15 protein-coding genes are annotated in these 19,949 nt (G+C 49.3%); 9 read left to right on the top strand and 6 right to left on the bottom strand.

The features are described from left to right. The first annotated feature begins 1 nt into the window (after nt 1). From C7120_RS00775 to C7120_RS00735, 9 genes are all read left to right on the top strand, one after another. A complete protein-coding gene (locus C7120_RS00775) occupies nt 2-1,228 on the top strand; it encodes an MFS transporter (RefSeq protein ID WP_107619948.1) in 1,227 nt (408 codons plus the stop codon). A 24-nt stretch (nt 1,229-1,252) separates the two neighbouring features. After that, a complete protein-coding gene (locus C7120_RS00770) occupies nt 1,253-2,170 on the top strand; it encodes a dihydrodipicolinate synthase family protein (RefSeq protein WP_107621329.1) in 918 nt (305 codons plus the stop codon). A gap of 11 nt (nt 2,171-2,181) precedes the next feature. Further along, complete coding sequence (locus C7120_RS00765; protein ID WP_107619947.1) at nt 2,182-3,357, top strand: AGE family epimerase/isomerase; 1,176 nt, start codon at nt 2,182-2,184, stop codon at nt 3,355-3,357. A gap of 16 nt (nt 3,358-3,373) precedes the next feature. Then, nucleotides 3,374-4,147 carry a creatininase family protein gene (locus C7120_RS00760; RefSeq protein WP_107619946.1) on the top strand — a complete coding sequence of 258 codons (774 nt, stop codon included), beginning with the start codon at nt 3,374-3,376 and terminating at the stop codon, nt 4,145-4,147. 231 nt (nt 4,148-4,378) lie between these two features. Next, on the top strand, nt 4,379-7,681 hold the full coding sequence (locus C7120_RS00755) for a SusC/RagA family TonB-linked outer membrane protein (protein WP_233246987.1): 3,303 nt from the start codon (nt 4,379-4,381) through the stop codon (nt 7,679-7,681). Between the two features lie 30 nt (nt 7,682-7,711). Then, complete coding sequence (locus C7120_RS00750) at nt 7,712-9,283, top strand: SusD/RagB family nutrient-binding outer membrane lipoprotein (protein WP_107619945.1); 1,572 nt, start codon at nt 7,712-7,714, stop codon at nt 9,281-9,283. Between the two features lie 42 nt (nt 9,284-9,325). After that, on the top strand, nt 9,326-10,513 hold the full coding sequence (locus tag C7120_RS00745) for a glycoside hydrolase family 18 (protein WP_107619944.1): 1,188 nt from the start codon (nt 9,326-9,328) through the stop codon (nt 10,511-10,513). Nucleotides 10,514-10,538: 25 nt separating this feature from the next. Next, complete coding sequence (locus tag C7120_RS00740) at nt 10,539-11,735, top strand: DUF1735 and LamG domain-containing protein (protein ID WP_233246986.1); 1,197 nt, start codon at nt 10,539-10,541, stop codon at nt 11,733-11,735. A 23-nt stretch (nt 11,736-11,758) separates the two neighbouring features. Then, entirely contained in the window at nt 11,759-12,811 is a 1,053-nt protein-coding gene (locus tag C7120_RS00735) for a DUF1735 domain-containing protein (RefSeq protein WP_107619943.1), read from the top strand. Nucleotides 12,812-13,145: 334 nt separating this feature from the next. Here C7120_RS00735 and galK read toward each other — a convergent pair whose 3' ends face one another. The 6 genes from galK to C7120_RS00705 form a co-directional block, all read right to left on the bottom strand. Beyond that, complete coding sequence (gene galK / locus C7120_RS00730; protein WP_107619942.1) at nt 13,146-14,306, bottom strand: galactokinase; 1,161 nt, start codon at nt 14,304-14,306, stop codon at nt 13,146-13,148. A gap of 27 nt (nt 14,307-14,333) precedes the next feature. Continuing rightward, complete coding sequence (locus tag C7120_RS00725; RefSeq protein WP_107619941.1) at nt 14,334-15,653, bottom strand: MFS transporter; 1,320 nt, start codon at nt 15,651-15,653, stop codon at nt 14,334-14,336. A 24-nt stretch (nt 15,654-15,677) separates the two neighbouring features. Beyond that, on the bottom strand, nt 15,678-16,766 hold the full coding sequence (locus C7120_RS00720) for an aldose epimerase family protein (RefSeq protein ID WP_369916823.1): 1,089 nt from the start codon (nt 16,764-16,766) through the stop codon (nt 15,678-15,680). A gap of 106 nt (nt 16,767-16,872) precedes the next feature. Then, nucleotides 16,873-18,144, bottom strand: coding sequence for a folylpolyglutamate synthase/dihydrofolate synthase family protein (locus C7120_RS00715; protein WP_107619940.1), 1,272 nt, complete (start codon nt 18,142-18,144; stop codon nt 16,873-16,875). 2 nt (nt 18,145-18,146) lie between these two features. Continuing rightward, entirely contained in the window at nt 18,147-19,310 is a 1,164-nt protein-coding gene (gene dnaJ, locus C7120_RS00710; protein ID WP_199220663.1) for a molecular chaperone DnaJ, read from the bottom strand. Next, complete coding sequence (locus C7120_RS00705; protein WP_107619938.1) at nt 19,310-19,921, bottom strand: nucleotide exchange factor GrpE; 612 nt, start codon at nt 19,919-19,921, stop codon at nt 19,310-19,312. The genes dnaJ and C7120_RS00705 overlap by 1 nt, the downstream gene beginning before the upstream one ends. Nucleotides 19,922-19,949: the final 28 nt, after the last annotated feature.

The following is a 19,949-nucleotide window of genomic DNA, read 5'->3' as shown; positions in this document are numbered from 1 at the left end:
TATGGAAAATAAGAAATTCTATCCGTGGTTATTAGTGACCCTGCTGTGGCTGGTGGCCTTGCTTAACTATATGGATCGACAGATGCTCTCCACGATGCAGGAGGCCATGAAAGCAGACATCTCAGAACTCAATCGCGCCGAGGCTTTCGGTGCGCTGATGGCTGTATTCCTGTGGATATATGGTCTCGTAAGCCCTTTTGCCGGCATCGTGGCCGACCATATGAGCCGTAAATGGCTGGTGGTGGGCAGTATCTTTGTATGGTCGGCAGTAACATTCCTGATGGGATATGCCGAGACTTTCGAGCAGTTGTATTGGCTACGGGCATTCATGGGTATCAGCGAAGCCTTGTATATACCGTCGGCTTTGTCGCTCATAGCCGACTGGCACGAGGGGAAGTCGCGCTCCTTGGCCATCGGCGTACACATGACAGGGCTCTATGTGGGGCAGGCTGTGGGCGGTTTCGGGGCAACCATTGCCGCCGCCTTATCTTGGCACTCCACCTTCCATTGGTTCGGTATCATTGGCATCGCCTATTCATTGGTGCTCATCGTATTGCTCCATGAGAATCCGTGCCACGCCGTGCAGGACGCTACTGCAACTACCAAGCGTGCGAATCCCTTCAAGGGCTTTGGTATGGTGTGCTCCAACTGGGCATTCTGGATTATCCTATTCTACTTTGCCGTGCCCAGCCTTTCTGGTTGGGCCACGAAGAACTGGATGCCCACGCTCTTCTCGGAGAATCTGGGGATACCGATGTCGAGCGCCGGACCGATTTCCACGATTACCATTGCTGTATCGTCGTTGATTGGGGTGCTTGGCGGTGGCGCACTCTCCGACTATTGGGTGCAGCGTAATATCAGGGGGCGGATTTATACCAGTGCCATCGGTCTGGGCATGACTGTGCCCGCTTTGTGTCTGCTGGGATTCGGGCACAGTCTTACCGATGTCGTTGGTGCGGGCTTGCTTTTCGGCATCGGTTATGGCATGTTCGATGCCAACAATATGCCCATCCTCTGCCAGTTTGTCTCCTCCAAGTACAGGGGAACAGCCTATGGCATTATGAACATGACAGGTGTTTTTGCGGGCGCAGCAGTAACCCAGCTGCTTGGAAAATGGACCGACGGGGGCAGTCTTGGGGAAGGTTTCGCCTTGCTGGGTGGCATTGTGATAGCGGCATTGGTGCTTCAACTGACATTCCTCAGGCCTACGACAGATAATAAAGAATAATGACGATATAACAATTTTATGATGATGGAAAAAATTAAAGGACTTATTAATGCTCCCTTTACTCCATTCCATGAGAACGGGGATTTGAACTTGGAACCGATAGCAGCCTATACGGCTATGCTTATGAAAAACGGACTTCAGGGGGTCTTTATCAACGGATCTTCCGGAGAAGGATACATGCTGACCACCGAAGAGCGCATGGCGTTGGCAGAAAAATGGGTATCGGTGGCTCCCAAGGGATTTAAAGTTATAGTTCATGTGGGCAGCTGCTGCCTACGCGAAAGTCAGTGTCTGGCTCGGCATGCCCAGTCGATAAGAGCATGGGGGATAGGAGCTATGGCACCTCCTTTCCCGAAGATAGGGCGGATAGAGGAACTGGTGAAATACTGTGAAGCTATTGCCTCTAATGCTCCCGACCTACCTTTTTATTATTATCACATTCCTGTCTTCAACGGTGCCTATCTGCCCATGCTCGACTTATTAAAAGCCGTGGACGGTCGGATAGGCAATTTTGCAGGAATCAAGTATACCTATGAGAGCCTGTACGAATATAATCAATGTCGTCTCTACAAGGATGGAAAGTTCGATATGCTCCATGGACAAGATGAAACTATATTGCCATGTCTTGCCCAAGGAGGGGCACAGGGTGGTATCGGAGGCACCACCAACTACAACGGTCGGGAACTTACGGGCATCATTGATGCATGGAATAGCGGCGACATAGAGACCGCACGGGAGAAGCAGAACTTTTCCCAAGCTGTGATTAATGTAATCTGCCACTTTAGGGGGAATATTGTAGCAGGGAAGCGAATCATGAAACTGATGGGTTTCAATCTTGGTTCCAACCGCATTCCTTTCCAAAATATGACGGATGAGGAGGAACAGCATATGAAAAAAGAGTTGGAGGAGATAGGCTTCTTTGCGCGTTGCAACCAGTTTTAAGGGATGAAGAAATGGACAGAAAAGAATATTTAAGACGGTGGGCAGCGTCCTATCGGAACGACCTCACGCATGACATTCTGCCTTTCTGGATGCAGCATGGGTTGGATCGGAAGCATGGCGGAGTGTATACTTGTATCGACCGGAAGGGAAATTTGATGGACACCACGAAGTCGGTATGGTTTCAGGGGCGCTTTGGTTTTATTGCGGCGTTCGCCTATAACAATATTGAGAAGAACGAGGAATGGCTTGCTGCATCAAAGAGTTGTATAGACTTCATCCTTGCCCATTGTATGGATGAGAACGGCAGAATGTATTTTGAAGTGTCGGAAGACGGTACTCCTTTGCGTATGCGCCGCTATCTCTTTTCAGAGTGCTTTGCCACAATAGCCATGTCGGAGTATTCCATAGCCTCGGGTAACCATGCATATGCGGAGAAAGCCTTGGATCTTTTTAGGCTGATACGGCACTATGCGGAGACCCCTGGACTGCTCGAACCAAAATACTTGCCTGCTCTGAAATGTCAGGGACACTCGCTCACCATGATTCTCATCAATACGGCCTCACGCTTGCGAGAAGCTATAGACGCATCCGAATTGACGCAACAGATAGACAGATCTATCACTGCATTGCAGAAATATTTTGTGCATCCAGAATACAAAGCAATTTTGGAGACCGTAGGAATGAACGGCGAGTTTATCGATACTATCATGGGGCGTACCATCAATCCGGGCCACTGTATCGAAACTTCCTGGTTTATCTTGGAAGAAGCAAGGCACAGAGGTTGGGACAAAGAACTGACAAAACTGGGCTTGAAGATATTTGATTGGTCTTGGAAGTGGGGCTGGGATAAGGAGTATGGAGGCATTATCAATTTTAAAGATTGCCGGAACTTTCCCGCTCAAGATTATTCGCAAGACATGAAGTTCTGGTGGCCCCAGACCGAGGCTATTATCGCTAGCCTTTATGCCTACTTGGCAACGGGCGACGGGAAATATCTGGACTGCCATAAGGAAGTGAGCGACTGGACATACGCCCACTTCCCCGACAGGGAATATGGGGAGTGGTATGGTTATCTTCATAGGGATGGCACCGTGGCTCAATCAGCCAAGGGTAATGTCTTCAAGGGACCGTTTCATATCCCGCGTATGATGATCAAGAGTTATTTATTGTGTCAAGACATGTTATAAAGGGAGGAGATACAAAATGATAAAAGACCGAGAATTCGACCTTTCTGTGTCTGCTTATGGGGTGGTACGCCAGTATCGATATGATGTGGCGATTCTTCCGTGGGGTGCTACGGAGCCCCATAATCTGCATCTGCCTTATCTGACGGACTGCATATTGTCGCATGATATAGCGGTGGATGCCGCACGGAAAGTCTATGAACTTTATGATAAACGTTGCATGGTGCTGCCCCCTATACCCATGGGAGCGCAGAATCCTGGACAGCGGGATCTCTCCTTCTGCATACACTCACGGTTGGAGACACAATATGCGATACTGAGGGACATCGTGTCGTCGCTTTATCATCAGGGTTATCGACGGTGCCTTATCGTGAATGGGCATGGTGGAAACTCGTTCAAGAACATGATTAGGGATTTGTCAGTGGATTATCCCGACTTTATGATAGCTTCCAGTGAGTGGTTTAAAATGCTGCCGGCAAAGGATTATTTTGAATGTCCGGGCGACCACGCTGACGAGGTAGAGACATCCACGATGATGTATTACCATCCAGAACTGGTATGTTTAGACGAGGCCGGAGCAGGCAATGGGCGTGGCTTCAAGATTCCCGCCTTGAAAAGCGGAACGGTTTGGATACCGAGAGACTGGAACAAGGTAACAGAGGATACGGGTATTGGGAATCCCCGTTTTTCTACCGAAGAGAAGGGACGCAAGTTTGCTCAGGCCGTCGTATCTAAGTATGCGGAGTTCCTGAAAGATTTCGCAGAGACGAATGAGCCTGCGGAGTTGTATTAAAAAACATTCTTTATTGCGTTTTGCAGGCTTGTGTCAGACTATTTGTAGCCTGATATAAGTCTGCGTCAGTTTACTCAAATACTGTCAGCGACAATATTTATTGGTAGACCTTATGAATAAAATTGAAAATAGCTATAAGTAATTTTTAAGGCTGATTTGTATTTCTTATGAATGGCAACCTAAAACTTGCTAAATTAATAACTTAAACATTAAACTATTTTACTCCAAATCATGGACAAGAAACACTATGAGCACGGCTTGGTGCTATGCAAGGCCTTTATGGTACTCTTTCTCCTGTGTGTTCCGGTTCACGGAACCTTTGCGCAGGTGAATCTGTCGACCAAGCGCGCCAAGTTAGAGACGGTGATCAACCAGCTTAAGGCAAAATCCAAGTACCGCTTCTTCTACAACGACGACTTGGCGAAGGTGGAAGTGAACGAAGTTCAGGCCAAGAACGAGTCGTTGAGAAGCGTGCTCGACAAGCTCTTTGCCGGCACGGGCATCTCCTACAACATCGTAGACAATGTGGTCTACCTCTCCAAGGAAGGCTCCCCTGCTCAGGTCAGGAAGTCTACAAACCAGAAGTCTTCAGGACCGCATACCGTTGCGGGAACCGTTACCGATGCCAGCGGCGAGCCGCTCATTGGCGTGAGCGTGATGGTGAAGGGGACCTCTCACGGTGCCGTTACCGACATCGACGGTCATTATTCCTTTACGACCGAGGCGGCCAATCCCATCCTGGTCTACTCTTATGTGGGCTACGGCACGCAAGAAGTCGCCATGCAGGGTCGCAGCAAGATCGATCTCGTGATGCGCGAGGAAGCTCTCACGCTGAATGATGTCGTGGTTACCGCCCTTGGTATCAAGCGTTCTGAAAAGGCATTGAGCTATAATGTACAGAAAATAGGCGGCGAGGATGTAAATACCGTGAAAAACGCTAACTTCATGAATTCGCTGTCCGGTAAAGTAGCAGGCGTTAACATCAATGCTTCCGCAGCGGGCATGGGTGGTGCGGCTCGGGTAGTAATGCGCGGTCCCAAGTCGATCACGCAAAGCAACGGCGCACTCTATGTAATAGATGGTGTTCCCGTTACGAATACCAGCCAGGGTGAGGTGAACGGCGGTCGTTACTCCGTTCAGCCGGGCTCTGAGGGCATTGCCGATGTGAACCCCGAGGACATCGAAAGCATCTCGGTACTCAGCGGCCCGGCAGCCGCGGCTCTCTACGGATCGGCTGCCGCACAGGGTGTCATCATGATAACCACCAAGAAGGGCAAAGAAGGGCGTATACAGGTAAGCGTCTCTAATAGCTCGCAATTCAGTCGTCCATTCGTGATGCCGGAATTTCAGAACTCCTATGTGAACCGCAGGAACGAGGTAAGCTCCTGGGGCTCGAAGACAGCCTCACAGTTTGGCGACTACGAACCGAAAAACTTTTTTAACACGGGAACTAACATCCAGAACAACATCTCACTGACTGTAGGCTCCGGAAAAAACCAGACTTATCTCTCCGTGGGCACTACCAACGCCAAGGGTATCATTCCGAACAATGCTTATAACCGGTATAACTTCACATTCAGAAATACAACTCACTTCTTGGATGACAAGTTGACTTTCGATTTCGGATTCAACTATATCATCGAGAAAGACCGCAACCTTACGGCTCAAGGAGAATATTTCAATCCGCTCACAGCTGTCTACCTCTTCCCTCGCGGCGAGAGCTTTGATGCTGTACGCACTTATGAGCTGTGGGATCCCACGCGTCTTATCTATGTTCAGAACTGGAATTTCGGCGACGCTTTGAGTATGCAGAATCCTTATTGGGTGGCTCATCGCATGAATCGCACGAACAAGAAAGGTCGTTATATGGTAAACGCCAGTCTGAAATATCAAGTGCTCGATTGGCTTGATGTTACCGGTCGTCTGCGCTGGGACGACGCTGCCACTAAGCAGGAGGACAAGCGATATGCGTCGACCATCAACCTATTCTCACACTCTCCCTACGGATTCTATGGCTACGATAAAATTAACGATCAGAGTCTCTATGGCGACCTGATGGCCAATATTAATAAATCGTGGGAGGATTTCAGCGTCGGTGCCAATATCGGTGCTTCTTTCTCGCGCACAAAATATGATGTTACCGGCTTTCAAGGTGGCTTGAAGGCTCCTTCGAACTTGTTTACTCCAAATGCTATCGACTATAGCCAGGTAACTAACGACAACCGTCCGCTCTTCGACTTGAACAAGCACTATATCAATTCTCTGTTTGCCAATGTGGAGTTGGGGTGGAAGAGTATGCTCTATCTGACATTGACCGGGCGCAACGACTGGGACTCTGCTCTCGACAATACAGCCAAAAGCTCATTTTTCTATCCCTCGGTAGGTCTGTCGGCAGTGATTTCACAGATGACGCAACTGCCTAAGTTCATCAACTACCTGAAGGTGCGCGGCTCTTGGGCAAGCGTAGGTTCGGCCATCAAGCCAAACATTTCTTCCCTGTGGCGTTATAAATATAACCCGTCTTCAGGTACATATAGCACGGTTACTTATAAGTTTCCGGACACTTTCTATCCTGAGCGTACCAATTCTTGGGAAGCCGGTCTTACGGCCCGTTTCTTCAACAATGCATTGAGTTTGGATGTAACGATTTACCAGAGTAACACGAAGAATCAAACCTTCCTGCGCTCAATCACGGCAGGCGGTGGCTATAATCAGGAATATATCCAGACTGGTAATGTACGCAACCGAGGTTTAGAGCTGTCGCTCGGCTATCACCATAACTGGGGCGACTTTGGCTGGTACACCTCTTTTACTTATAGTGCAAACCGTAATAAGATCATTAACCTGCTCGATAACCCGAATGAGGTGCTCAACATGGGTGGCCTGAACGGCATCGATATCATTCTGAAGAAAGGCGGTACGATGGGTGATGTCTATACGACAAGCGACTTCAAGCGTGATGCTGACGGTAATATTGCTTTGAGTGGAAGTAACAATGTCATGCGGGAAACCCTCTCTAATCCTGTTTACCGTGGCTCGGTATTGCCAAAGGGCAATATTGGTTTCTCTAATGATTTTACTTACAAGGGCTTCAATCTGGGATTCCTTATTACGGCTCGTTTTGGCGGAATCGTAATGAGCCAGACTCAAGCCATTCTTGACCAGTACGGTGTATCGAAGGCTTCGGCTGATGCACGCGACAATGGAGGTGTTCCCGTTAATAGTGGTAAAGTAGACGCCGAAGGCTATTATTCGGTGGTTGGCGGTAGCAATCCTATATGGTCTGAGTACATCTATAGTGCCACCAACGCCCGTTTGCAGGAAGCTCATCTGAGTTATACTTTCCCCAAGACTTTGTTGAAGAAAGTGCAACTCACGCTCGGCCTTACGGCACACAACCTCTTCATGATTTACAACAAGGCTCCGTTTGACCCCGAGGCTACGGCGTCTACGGGCACTTATTATCAAGGCTTCGACTATTTCATGCAGCCGAGCCTGCGTTCCATGGGCTTCAATGTGAATTTGAAATTCTAACAGTTACATCTAAAATAATAATACGAACAAATGATTAAGAAATATTTTTCCAAGGCAACCTTGATGGGAGTTGTCATGATAAGCTTGTTCGGGCTTGTGTCATGCACCGCGGGCTTTGAGGATGCCAACCGCCCGGGCAGTTCCGCGTCGGCGGAAGAACTGGGAAGAGACAACTACACCATAGGATCCTTCCTCGTGCAGATGCAGAACGCCGTGTTCCCTGAACAGGAGAACGACTTCCAGATGGACCATGATCTCATTGGCAATTACCTGGCTCGTTACATGACTTATGCCAATAATGGATGGAACGGGGCCAACTTCGCCACGATGAATGCTCCCGTAAACTGGGTGCGTTATCCATTCAAATCGCTCACTCCGAAGTTTACTTCGGCCTTCAATGAGATCGTGCGTCTCTGTAACGGGAAAAAGGACCTCAATTATGCCTGGGCTCTCATTCTGCGTGCGCAGGGTTATCTGACGATGACCGATTTGTATGGCCCGTTTCCCATTGGTGCCGTGCAGGATGATGTCAATGCCTATTCCTCACAGCAAGAGGTGTATGCCCATATCATTGCCGATTTGGACGAGGCTCTTGCCATCTTGAAGCCTCTGGTGAGCGAACCGGCTTATACTGCAAACCAGACTTTTGACAAGGTCTATGACGGCAAGTTCGTGAAGTGGATGAAGTTTGCCAACTCTCTGAAGCTGCGCATGGCCATCCGAATGAGTGGCGTAGACCCAGAGACCGCCCAGAGAGTGGGTGAGGAAGCCGTGGCGGCAGGAGTCATTGAGGAGAATGAGGACAACCTGGCTATCAGCTACACACCGCACGGTCTTTATAAGACCTCTGTGGAGTGGGGCGACAGTCGTGCCTGTGCCGATTTGGAGAGTTTTATGAACGGTTATGACGATCCTCGTATCGCCAAGTATTTTAAGGAGGTAGCAGAGCGCCCGTCTGGTTCGCGAGCTATTATCGGTTGCCGTGCTGGTGCCAAGATCGGTAATAAGTCGGTGGCTGATCCGCTTTATTCGGCGGCTAATGTGACCAATACTACCAAGGGAGTCTGGCTTACTGCGGCTGAGATGTGGTTCTGTCGTGCGGAGGGACTTCTTATCGGTTGGCGGAACATGGGTGAGAACTCTGTGGAGAGCCTTTACAATAAAGCCATATCCACCTCTTTCAAGCAATGGGAGGCCGGCGACGCCAGCTCCTATCTCAACAACGCCTGGAGCGTGCAAGCTGATTATCAAGATGCGCAAGGCGGTTTCAGTCATTCTGCCACGCACATGAGCAACATCACCGTGAAGTGGGATGATTCGGCTACGACCGAGCAGAAAATGGAACGGCTCATCACGCAGAAATGGATAGCTCTTTTCCCCTGTGGACAAGAGGGCTGGAGTGAACTGCGTCGTACGGGTTATCCACAAGTTTTTGCCGTAGACCAGACCACGGCTTACTCCATCAAGGTGCCGAACCGCATACCATTTGCCGACACGGAGATGACCGAAAATCCTGTCAATCTGGAGAAAGCCCGCCAGATGCTGGGCGGAGCGGACGACTATGCGACCCCGATGTGGTGGCAGAAGAAGTGGTGGAACTAAAGTAGGCATCAATCTATCAACAATTAAAAGACCTTTAAGAAGATGAAGAAAATAGTAAAATCGATTCTTTTAGCGACAGGAGCCGTAATGGCGATGGCCTCCTGTAGTGACTGGACTGATACGGAGATACAGAATCCGACCGACCTTACGGCGAATATCAGGAGCGAGGCCTATTATGCGCAACTCCGCAATTACAAGAAAAGCGACCATCCCGTAGCCTTTGGCTGGTTTGGTGGCTGGGCAGGACGTGATGCCTCTTTGGAGAAGTCGTTGTCAGGGCTCCCTGACAGTGTGGACTTCGTATCGCTGTGGGGCAACTTTAAGAACCTCACTCCGGCACAGAAAGAAGACCTTGAATATGTACAGAAGGTAAAGGGTACTAAAGTACTCATCTGTTGGCAGGTGCACGACATCGGCGACCAGTTGACTCCAGATGCCCCTGATGGTTGGACGGAGCAGAACCCTGACAAGAACTGGCGGCATGAGTTCTGGGGCTGGGGTGAGACATCAGAGGAGAAGCTTGCCGCAACCGAGAAGTATGCTAAGGCCATTCTCGACACCATCAGCAAGTATAACTACGACGGCTTCGACATTGATGCGGAGTATGGCTTGCCACAGATAGGCTTTACCCCGGAGGAGGAGTTATGGAGAAACGAGGGTTGCATGGACAAGTTTATCGAGACGCTTGCCACGGAACTTGGCCCGCATTCTGGTACTGCTAAGATGCTCGTAGTAGATGGAAAGCCCGAGGACATACCAACCAAGTATGCTGATTACTTTGACTATTTCATCTTGCAGGCCTATGATTCTGATTATCATTTGGCCAGACCGTCAAACACCCAGGCTCGTTTCGACAGACAGCTGAACCACTGGAAGGAAGTGTTGACTCCGGAACAGCTGGCTCGCAAGATTATCATAACTTGTAATTATGAGAATGGTAACAACATTACGAATCATTCTTATATTATGGCAGAGGGAATAGAGAATCAGCATCTGTATGATGGGCTGCTTCCCGAGGAATTCATGACATGGAAGAAAGATTCGAAAAGATGGCTTGCCCGGGTCTCTGCAGCTTTTGCCCTTTTCAATCCAGAATTTGACGGACAAACTTATCGCAAAGGAGGTATGGGAACCTATCATATGGAATATGAATACAAGGCTGCAGGTACCATCAATACCTATCCTAATCTGCGTATGGCCATTCAGTTAATGAACCCCACCAATAAATAATCTACAAATCAATAAAGTAAATAATATGTATCAGTATAAGAGAAAATCCATACTACTGGCACTCGTAGGACTTGTGTTTATGGCTTTCTGTTCGTGTGAGGACGCCGAGTACTCCGTGCTTGAGAACCAAGCTTTCTTCGCGCAGACGAAGACCAATGCCAACACGACGCAGAAGTTGATCGTGGAGGACGAGGGAGTTACCGAGACCAGCTTCAATGTGCAGCTGTCTTCTCCTGCCGAGACGGCAGCCAAATTCGAGATACAGCTCGATCAGGAAGCTCTCGATCGATATAATACCGAGAACTTCACTACCTATAAGATGTTGCCAACCAGTGGTTATGCCATGACCTCTAAGGAACTAAATATAGAGGCTGGACAGACGCTGTCGGAGGCAGTCAACATCACGGTAAAGCCTTTTACGGAGGAGCAGAAAGCGAATGCCGAAAAGTTCGCCTTACCTTTGAAGTTAGTAAGCAAGGACGGCAGGCAGAGCGTACTCAACTCCGGAGGCTCCATGATCTACCTGCTCGACAAGGTAGTGCGCCAGGCCGTGCCCTCCTATAGTGCCAATAATCCTATTGTCTTCCACATGAAAGAGGATTTCAACGCCACTCAATGGACCGTCGAGTTTTGTGTCAACATTGATAAGCTCGGCACCAAGGTGGGTGAAATGAACAACCAGCAGCTTTTCAGCGGATGGGGCAGCGACGGAGGCGAGATATTCACACGCTTCGGCGACGCGCCCATCGAGGGCAATCGCATGAACATAAAGACGCAAGGCAGCCAGATGAACAGCAATATGAAGTTTGCCATCAATACTTGGTATCACATAGCCATAGTTTGTACGGGTACATCTTTGAGTCTTTATGTGAACGGAGTTCTTGACAACACAGTAGCTCTGCCAGGTAAGGCCGTGAACATTGACAAGGATAACTGGCATGCCGGCAACTCTGACGATGAGCGTTTCACTTATTTAAAGGGTAATGTGATGATGAGCGAGATCCGTGTTTGGACCAAGGCTCTGTCGCAGCCTCAGATTGCGAACAATATGTATGCGGCTGATCCGAACTCAGAGGGATTGTATGCTTATTTCAAGATGGACGAAGGTTCAGGGAATAGTTTCAGCGATGTCCGAAAGAATGGTAATACTGCGCTCGTACCGCAGCCTTTGCTTTATAGGGATATTGTTTGGACGCCAGATGTGAGAATTGACGGAAAGTAAAACATTAAAAGAATTCAAGAAAAATGATTAAGAATATCATCAAATCAACTTTTATGGCAATGCCGGCATTCCTTTTGCTGGCAGCCTGCCAGAGTGAGCAGGAGGTGGGGGCAACGCTCTATCCGTCGGTAGGAGAGGATTTTTCGCCCGTGGCTTACATCGATAACCGAGCCTATGTGCCGAAGAACTTCAAGTCTACGACCTATGCTCAAAAGGGTTCTTCTAACGAATTGGAAATTCCGGCAGATACGCTCTGCTTCAAGGTGCAGCTCACCACGGTATCCGATAAGGATCTTACTTTCAGTCTCAAGATAGACAACGGCCGGATTCCCGCTGCCAATGCGGAGGATCATAAGGCTTTGAGCGCTGCTGCATTTAAACTGGAGAATACTACCGTTACGGTAAAGAAGGGTGAACTGGAAAGCACTGAGGTCTTCAAGGTGGCTCTTGATGATGCATCGCAGGAGCTTCTCACACTCGCGGAGAGCGAGACCGGTATCGCGGCTTTCACCATTATCAGCTCCGACGAGGTAAAGATTAGCGATAAGTATAATTCCTATCTCTGGGAACTTGCAAAGGAAGTGCGCTGGGTAGATGTCAACGGAACGATTGACGGACTCACGCAACTGAATACCTCGGACTATGATGTGAATGCTGGTAGTTATGGTGGAATCGGATTAGAATTGAGTGATGGGAGCGATGATACCTATACGAGATATTTCGTTTCCGACGAGTCTAACCAGTTCATGAAGATAGATTTGAGGTCGACCACGGCATTTTCCGCTATTCAGTTTACTCCCTGCGGCTTTCTTTGGGGATCGAATTTGAGCGAGTTTTTCCCAAAGAAAATAGAGATTTTAGGCTCTACATCCGAGAAGCCGATGTATGAGGTTGCGGAAGAAGAGTTCACCCGTCTGGGCTTCGCAACTTGCCAGACCGCTCCCGCCGGACCCGCCGATAAGTGGAACATCGTGTTCTATGGTTCGCAGAATGTGCGCCACATCTGGATTCGCTTCATCTCTTCTATCAGTGGTGAATCCCAGATATTCCTCAATGAGGTGCGCTTATTCAAGTAAGAATTCGTTTTCTTTATATTTACTCCCGCTGCTTTTGAAAAAACAGCGGGAGTCTTTTTATCTCTATGGAAGAAGCTCAAGGAACGGAGTATTCACAGGTTGTGCTAAAAGGCCGTTAAAAGGAAAGCTTTTAACGGCTTCCTATCTTCCTTTTAACGGCTTCCCGTCTTCTTTTTGACGGCCTTTTACTTTGAAGATTTATAATGCCCAATCTATAATGGTGGAGGATAAAGAAACTCCCCGTTCTCTTCATAGAGAGAACGGGGAGTTGTAAAAGTATTCCTATAATATCCTCTTAGGCGAGATTTGCCTCTGTGTTTTAAATCGCAAGGCATTAGCACACTTTGTGTGCGCCCTGACTAATCACTACATCGTAGACTTCTGGCTCGTGCCCATACTTGGCATTGAACTTCTCCTTGGCGACAGCGATGAAGCGGTCGTAGAGATCGTCCTTTACCAGGTTGATGGTGCAGCCGCCAAAGCCTCCGCCCATGATGCGACTGCCGGTTACTCCGTTCTCTTTAGCCAGTTCATTCAGGAAGTCGAGTTCCTCACACGATACCTCGTATTCCTTGCTCAGCCCCTTGTGAGTCTCGTACATCTTCTGTCCTACGGTCTCGTAGTCGCCTTTCTCGAGGGCATCGCACACAGCCAGCACACGATCTTTCTCGCCTAACACGAAATGGGCGCGAGTATAGTCTTCCACGGAAACCTCGGCCTTGACAGCTTCGAGTTCGTCCCATTCGGCATCGCGTAGGGTTTCAAATTTCTTCGTGGGGAAGTGCGCACAGAGAGCCTTGACAACATTCTCGCAGGAATTGCGGCGGTCGTTGTAAGGCGACCCTACAAGCTCGTGCTTCACTTTGGAGTTGACGAGAACAAGCTTGTATCCCTGTGGGTTGAACGGATAATACTCAAACTCGCGGCTGCGGCAGTCGAGGCGCATGAGTTTTCCTTCTTCTCCGAATACGGATGCAAACTGATCCATGATGCCGCAGTTGACACCTACATACTTATGCTCAGTAGCTTGTCCTGCCAAGGCCATGTCCCACTTGGAGACCTTGTTGTCGCCGAAGAGGTCGTTTAGTGCATAGGCAAAGCAGCTTTCCAAGGCTGCAGATGAAGACATTCCGGCTCCGAGCGGCACATCTCCATAGAAAGCTGCGTTGAATCCTTTTACAGGAACGCCGAGTGCCTTCATTTCTTGTACGATGCCGTATATATAGCGTGCCCAGGAGGCACGGGGCCCCACGGTGTCATTAATCTTGAACTCAACCTTGTCTTTCAGGTCGATGGCATAGAGGATGATGGTCTCAAGTCCGTTGGGGCGGACTTCTGCCATGATTCCCTTGTTTACTGCTCCCGGGAAAACGAATCCACCGTTATAGTCAGTATGCTCGCCGATGAGGTTGATGCGGCCTGGAGCCATATAGATGTTACCTGTCTTTCCGTCAAAGTGCTTGATGAAGCGACTTCTTACTCTTTCGATATCCATAGTCAAATGTGGTTTATTAAATTATACTTATTCAACAGGAATATCCTTGTTGACATTCTTGCAGCCGATGACAGCATAGAAGAACATGTAAGCCAGCGCAATCAGCGGAACGAAGTAGGAGGTCATATAAGTGGCCTTATCGGCAATGAAGCTCTGGAGCAGTGGGAGCAGACCTCCGCCCACTACCATCATCATGAAGATGCCGGATGCCGCAGCGGTATACTTCCCGAGCCCTTCCGTGGCAAGGTTGAAGATACTGGTCCACATGATGGAGGTGCAAAGTCCGCAGAGTACGAGCAACAAGGCGGCGACAGGTACCGTAACGGTGTCGAACGAGGCGCCGGTGAATACAGGCATGGCTACCGTTGAAGATCTGCCGAGAAGAATTGCGCCAAACACGAGGAGCATGCCTGCAAAAGTGGCAATGGTCATCAGTTGTTTGCTGGAAATCTTGCTGGCAATAAACGATGTGCAGAAACGCCCTACCAGCATGAGGAACCAATAGGTGGCTGCTACGGAACCTGCAATTGCGACGGCATTACCTGTAAGGCCTGCACCGGCATCAGTTTGGTCGCTTAAGTAGTAGATCAAGGTTCCCGGGATGCCAACCTCGACGCCAACATAGACGAAGATTGCGATAACGCCCAGAACGAAATGGCGGAACGACCAGGGGCTATGTTCAAATACGGTATCTTTGGTAACCTTACCCATTTCCGGATCCTCAATCTTGATGAAACAGAGGATGATAAATGCTGCTGCAAACACAGCCATGGCAATATAGAGAACGAGGTTTACATCGACCATTTTGGTGGATGCCGTAACCGTACCGATCAGGGCACCCACGAAGAGAGGAGTCAATGTGCCAGACAATGAGTTCAGTGTTCCGCCGATCATGTTCAGCTGGTTGCCACGGTTCCCACCTCCACCGATAAGGTTCAGCATTGGGTTTACCACGGTGTTCAGGATGCATACGCTGAAACCGGAGATGAAAGCTCCAAGCAGATAAACGACGAATCCTGTAACCTTAGCTGTTGCAGGATCGAAAAGCCCTGAGCAAAACTGGGTGAATACGCCGATAAAGCCAACGGCGATACCGATCATGGCGGTTTTCTTATAGCCGATCTTCGTCAGAAGCTTACCTGCGGGAATGCCCATGAAGAGGTAAGCCAAGAAGTTCATGGCATTACCCAACATGCCCACGGTGTTGGCGCTGTCGCCAGCAAACTGGCTCTTCCAGATGACACCGATTGGGGCGGCAAGGTTGGTTACGAACGAGATCATCGCATAGAGGAACATCATTGTGATAATTGCAATGATGCTCGCGTTTTGTTTAGTCTGATTTTTCATTTTAGTGATATGTTTTATTTACGATTATTTTTCGGTTCCGAATTTGTAGACGGTCTTCTGGCTGTAAGTCTGTCCCGGTTCTAAAACCACGGAAGGGAAATAAGGATGGTTAGGACTGTCAGGGAAGTGCTGGCATTCAAAGCATATTCCGCTGCGACGGGGGAAAGTGGCCCCGTTCTGTCCCTTGTAGCCATCGGCCCAGTTGTCGGTATACATCTGTACTCCAGGCTCTGTGGTGTAGACCTCCATGCTGCGTCCGCTGATAGGTTCTGTTACCTTTGCGGCGAAGCTGAGATCGCCCTCTTCCTTCTTGTTAAGTACGAAGCAATGGTCATAGCCTGCCCCATTTTTGATCTGTTCGTCGTCGGCGTTAATATCCTGGCCTACTGGCTTCGGGGTACGGAAGTCGAATGGAGTGTCCTTTACGAAGCGAATCTCGCCAGTGGGGATGCTTGTTTCGTCAATGGGAAGATAATAGTCGGCATTGACCTCACAGAGTAAATTCTCGATAGTAGGGGTCGGATTAGCAATGCCTGACAGTGAGAAGAAACCGTGGCTGGTGAGGTTCAGAATGGTTTTCTTGTTGGCTGTTGCCTGATATTTAATGACCAATTCGTTGTCATCAGTAAAAGTATAGGCCACCCACACGGTAACTTCGCCGGAGAAGCCTTCTTCGCCATAGGGACTGACATACTTCAGGACGAGCGCCTGGGTGCTTACCTGATTGGCGTCCCACACCTTTGCGTTGAAGCCTTGTTTGCCGCCATGCAGACTGTTAGGACCATTGTTTATGGCCAGATGATACTCTTTTCCATGTAGCTGGAAGCGACCCTTTGCTATACGATTGCCATAACGCCCGATCAAAGTAGAAAGATAGGGTTCAGGACTGTTGATGACATCTTGAATATTGTCATGGCCTTGGATTACATTGGCTAAGTTTCCGTTCTTGTCGGGAACCATAATGGCTACGATGGCACCGCCGTAATTCGTAATTGCAACTTCGTTCCCTTGTTGATTCTTAAGAATGTAGAGGTCTGTGTTCTTGCCGTTTATCGTGGTCTGAAAGTCCTCTCTTTTCAGACCACAGAGGCTTTCTGTCTCAACAGTACTCATAATATTCAAAGTTTTTAGTTGTCTACTTTCATGCAAAGTAACTCAAAAAAAATGAATATTACAAATTTCTATGAATAAAATGTATTGGTGTTATCGTTAAAAACAATTAAATGGAAGCGAGCAAATCGGCAACGATATAGCTGCTTCCACCGACAAAAATAAAGTCATCCTGCCCCGATTCGTCCAAAGCGTTACCGTATGCTTCTATAACGGAAGGATAGCTTTTCCCCTTTAGTTCATGCCGTTTTGCTTTTTCGGCGACTTTTTCAACCGAGATGGATCGTTTTGACGAGGACTGTGTCCAATAATAGACGGCCTCCTTCGGCAGAAGACTCATCACGGTGTCGATATCCTTGTCGTCTACCATTCCGAAGACGATGCGTAGTGTCCTGCACCTCTGAGCCTTGATTTGGGGGGCAAGATACTGCCATCCGCCGACATTGTGTCCCGTATCGCAGATGACTTGCGGATGGCTTTTCAGCTGTTGCCAGCGCCCCATAAGCCCCGTGAGTTCCGATACTTTGTCAAAACCTTCGGATATATCTTCTATAGAGTTAATGTTCAAATATTTCAGTACGCAGAGAATGGTGTTGGTATTTTTCTCTTGATAAAGTCCCCCAAGTTCTCCATGCAGCGTGCCGAAGCTTCGAGTCTGATAGTCTCTGCCGCCATTGGCAGTTGGTTTGGAGGAAATCACCTCTTGCTCTTCTTCCGCAAAACAGACGGGCGCATTCATTTCTTCGGCCTTGCGCAAGAATATGGGTTTGGTCTCCAAGGTGGCCTCTCCGATAACTACGGGAATGTCTCTTTTGATGATCCCTGCTTTTTCTCCAGCAATCTTAGCCAGCGTGTTGCCGAGAAATTGCGTGTGATCGAGGCTGATGTTTGTGATGACTGATAAGATGGGGGTGATGATATTGGTACAGTCCAGGCGACCTCCGAGCCCGACCTCTATCACGGCTATGTCCACTTTCTGTTCCGCAAAGTATTTGAATGCCAACGCGGTGGTCAGTTCAAAGAAAGAGGGGTGGAGCGGCTCGAAGAAAGGACGCTCGGTTTCGACGAATTTGACAACTTCTTCCTTGGAAATCATTTCCCCGTTGATGCGGATACGCTCACGAAAGTCTACGAGGTGAGGTGAGGTATACAGCCCGACTTTCAGTCCTTTTGCTTGGAGGATTGCGGCCAGGGTGTGCGAGCAGGAGCCTTTTCCATTGGTTCCCGCAATATGGATGGTCTTATATTGGCGATGTGGATGACCGAAGTGTTCGTCCATGGCCAGCGTGTTCTGCAGGCCCTCCTTATAAGCAGAAGCACCCACATGTTCGAAGACAGGGGTGCTATCGTATAGGTACTGTACGGTTTCCTCGTAAGTCATCCTTAACTGAAATAGTTCTTGAATTTGTCGAAGATGGATTTCTTCGTTGAGAGGTCGCCCTTGAAGTTCTCGCTCTCACGAAACTTCTCGATGGCTTCCCGTTCTTCCCGGATGAGCGTCTTGGGTATATAGACACTGATGTTTACTACCAAGTCGCCCTTGCCCGATCCGTAGCCTTGCACCGCGGGAAGTCCTTTGCCGCGCAGTCGGAGGGTTTTTCCGGGCTGTGTTCCAGGCTCTATCTTTATTTTGACCTTCGTTCCCTCGATGGTAGGAATCTCGACCTCACCACCCAAGGCTGCCGTCGGGAAGTCAAGCAACAGGTTATAGATGACATCCTGACCGTCGCGCACGAAAGTGTCGTTCTCTTCCTCTTCTATGTAGACTTGGATGTTTCCGTTGATTCCGTTGTGCGGACCGGTATTTCCTTTACCCGGCACATTTACAACCATGCCATCGGCAACGCCGGCCGGAATCTGTATTTCAACCACCTCTTCTCCTTTCACGACACCTGTTCCGTTACATGCGTGGCATTTATTTTTGATAACGGTGCCTTCACCATGACAGGTGGGGCACTCCGTTTGTGTCTGCATCATGCCCAGCATGGTGCGCACGGTCTTTACGACGACGCCGCGCCCTCCGCATGTCGGACAGGTCTCAGAGCCGCTTCCCGCCTCGGCACCGGAGCCATGACAGTGCGAGCAGGTGATATCCTTGCGCACCTTGAACTTTTTGGTAACACCCGTGGCGATCTCCTGAAGGCTCAGTCGGACTTTCAGCCGGAGGTCGGCTCCGCGATACTGAGCATGCTGGCCACGGCCGCTTCCGCTGAATCCGCCGAACCCTCCGAAGCCCGAATGACCGCCGAAAATATCACCGAACATGGAGAAGATGTCGTCCATGTCAAAGCCTTGGCCGCCGAACCCGCTGCTTCCGAAACCTCCGGGAGCGTCGAATCCGAACTGGTCATACTGCTGTCGTTTCTGCGGGTCGTGCAGAACCTCATAGGCCTCTGCGGCCTCCTTGAATTTTTCCTCCGCTTGCTTGTTGCCGGGGTTGCGGTCGGGGTGGTATTTGATGGCTATCTTCCGATACGCCTTCTTGATCTCTTCTTCCGAGGCACCTTTGCCGATGCCCAGCACCTCATAGTAATCTCTCTTCGCCATTATTGTCCTACTGCTACTTTAGCGTGCCTGATTACCTTGTCGTTGAGCATGTATCCTGTCTGCACACAGTCGACCACCTTCCCTTTCTTGTCGTCGCCCATGCCGGGAACCATGGCAATGGCTTCATGATAGTCTACATCGAAGTCTTTGCCCTGGGTATCCATTTTCTTTACTCCCATGCTTTCGAGAGTCTTCAGGAGTTTCTTGAAAATGAGTTCCCAGCCTTCTTCCACAGCCTCGATGCTTTCTGCCTTGTCGGCATTTGCCACGGCCCGCTCCATATCGTCGAGCACGGGCAGGATGGCGGTGATGGTCTTTTCGCCACCGTTCAGGATGAGTTCCGTCTTCTCTTTCAGCGTGCGCTTCTTGTAATTCTCGAATTCTGCCGCCGTGCGGAGCAACTGATCTTTCAGTCTGGCGTTTTCTTCCTGTGCCTTGGCAAGGAGTCCCTCTTCCGTTTCCGGTTCTCCTGCCTTTTTGTCAGCAGGTGTTTCTTCGTTGTCGGCGGGAGCCTGCGTCTCGTTTTCCACTGTGTCCTTTATCTCTTCCTGCTCCTCTCCCTTCGGAGCGTTGCGGTCTTCGATGTCTATCTTCTGTTCCTTTTTCGTCATGTCGATTCGTTTTCTTACCTGCCTTTAA

Origin of the sequence: Prevotella sp. oral taxon 376 (assembly GCF_003043945.1) — a bacterium.
In the GTDB taxonomy this organism is placed as follows: domain Bacteria; phylum Bacteroidota; class Bacteroidia; order Bacteroidales; family Bacteroidaceae; genus Prevotella.
This window is presented reverse-complemented; position numbering and strand designations above follow the sequence as displayed.